The sequence below is a fragment of the Occallatibacter sp. genome (assembly GCF_049802275.1).
Classification (GTDB): domain Bacteria; phylum Acidobacteriota; class Terriglobia; order Terriglobales; family Acidobacteriaceae; genus Telmatobacter.
On the sequence record NZ_JBARMD010000723.1, the window covers coordinates 1 to 2,167 of the forward strand.

The window sequence follows — 2,167 nt, forward strand, 5'->3', positions numbered from 1 at the left end:
GGTAGGACTCGAACCTACAACCCTTCGGTTAACAGCCGAATGCTCTGCCTTACTACCTTCTTTTAACGGGCTGTCCAAGAGCCAAAGCCATCATTCCAAAACAACAATATCCTCATACGGCACATCCAGTAGGAATCTGGCTGGCGATTAAGCCGGCGTCCCCAACGAGTATGCGGTAGCGAAGATTTTCCATCTCCAATAATTGATTGAATCCATGCAAGCTTAGGCTGCGAGAGCGAGCCTTCAGCTGTAGCACAACTTCTTTCTCAGGCCATGTTGCCCAGTCAATTGCAGTAGAGAATCCTCTTCCCTGTTCTTCCGCCAAATGCCGACGGCGGTTACACTGCTTTCTAAATCTGGCGGAGTTCGACATACGATGCTGCAAATCAATAGCGACATCAACATCACCTAACCTGTCCACAGATGACAGCATGCTGCCAAACAAAACGGCGCTCCTAATTTTGAATGCATATTCTTTCGAAGCGTTTACAGCATTCACGCGATCGATAAACTCTCTTAGGACCCGTTCTGCTGTACCTCGACAAATTGGCTGCGCAGCCGTTGCGTTCGCAAATGCATGACCTCGCGTCGCAACCTGGAAGGCTGGTTTATTACCAAAGGGCATTGTGGGCTCTACAAGTTTGAGTGCGACCAAATCGTTGATAAACTCTGCCGCCCGCCGTGATTTGATTTGCATAAAGCTCTCAGCAGCAGAGACCATGAAAAAGCCACGCTCGAACCTCCTGAGAAACCCACGCACCCGCAATGCAGAATGACCCGCGACAACTTCTTCCTTCGTGATTCGCATTCCGTTCACTCTTCGATCAAGCCAGAATTGAAGAAACCGTGGTCTCTTCTTGGGGCATACACTTTCGCAGATACAAACCCGGTCAAATTTGGATGCCTTCAAGTTCCCGACTTTGGCTACGCTCTCCTCGCCTCGGGGAAGCGCAGTGCCACTGAACGAACGGGATATCTCTCTTTCAGCCACTCAGCTGTTTCGTGCGGATCGAAGCGGACCGCATTTGCCACCTTGAACGAGGGGATCTCGCCGCTGGCCGCCATCTTGTAAATCTGCTGCTGCGAAACTCCCAGGATCTGGGCCAGGTCCCGCACCCGCAAAGCTTCCTGTTTCTCTCTTACGACGTCCACTAGACTCATGGGGGGTATCCTCCTGGGCGCCGCCTTCGGCACCACCGTGGGTCTCTGACTGCGCGCAGAATGCACTGAATAAATAATTCGGTCAAATCCGCTGCTGTCTCACACGGCACTATGCAATGTAAGCCGCGAGCGAGCCGCCGTTCACCTTTACCAACGCATCTTTCGACTGGATTCCCTTGAGGTAAACCATCGTCGACTGAATGTCCCGATGCCCCATCCAACCCTGCAAGGTGCGCACATCGATACCGTGACGAAGGTGTTCGGTCGCAAAGGTGTGACGGAACTTGTGGAGGTAGAAGCGTTGGCAGTACGGGCCCTGAGCGCACCGGTTGCCGTGCTTGGTGACACATTGGCCGCAATTCAGCTTGGCCCGGTAGGCGACCTCTTTTACTACCTCGATATGCAGGCTGTTTGGCTTTCCCTTGGTGTTCGGAAAAATCAACTCTGCCGGCGTCGCATTGCGACGGGCCTTCAACTGCTGCAACTGTTCAATCATGGCTGCAGGAAGGGGCACTGCTCTTTCTTCGTAGTTCTTAGGTTTGAATTTCCAGAGCGGCTTAGCAGTGACGCGCACCACCGAGTTACGAAGGTCGAGATCGCGCCAGGTCACGTAGCGGATCTCACGGTCGCGAAAGCCAGAGGAGAGACAGAACTTGATGAGGATCGCCTCGTCAAGATTGGCATTCTTGAGCATCGCTCCGATCTCTTCCGGTTCGTAGATCGGGCGGATGGTCTCGACATAGCTCGGCCAATCGCTCGCTTCCACCAGCCCCTTGAATCCGTGGCGTTTGAAGAGTTGGAGCACCGTAACGAGCCGGTCATAGACCGTTCGTGGGACAAGGCCCTGATCAAAGCAGTCGCTGGTGAATTTTAGGATGTCCTCGCGGGTCACTTCATCCACGTAGGTTTTGATATAGGAGTTTCGGAACAAGACGTTGAGGACAGGACGGTAGGTCCGGTAGGTTCTCAGGCTGCGGTGTCGCCGGATGTACTCAAGGTATTGGTC

The 2,167-nt window shown here is 53.3% G+C and carries 3 protein-coding genes; all 3 read right to left on the minus strand.

Features of this window, described 5'->3' with window-relative positions:
- Positions 1-112: 112 nt before the first annotated feature.
- Positions 113-808, minus strand: a complete 696-nt coding sequence (locus WA354_RS24305) for a hypothetical protein (RefSeq protein ID WP_472815611.1) — start codon at positions 806-808, stop codon at positions 113-115.
- 116 nt (positions 809-924) lie between these two features.
- The gene (locus WA354_RS24310) at positions 925-1,161 is read right to left on the minus strand and encodes a helix-turn-helix domain-containing protein (protein ID WP_472815612.1); all 237 of its coding nucleotides are present in this window, start codon (positions 1,159-1,161) and stop codon (positions 925-927) included.
- Positions 1,162-1,270: 109 nt separating this feature from the next.
- Positions 1,271-2,167 (minus strand): tyrosine-type recombinase/integrase (locus WA354_RS24315; RefSeq protein ID WP_472815613.1); only part of this gene is annotated, 897 nt, incomplete at its 5' end.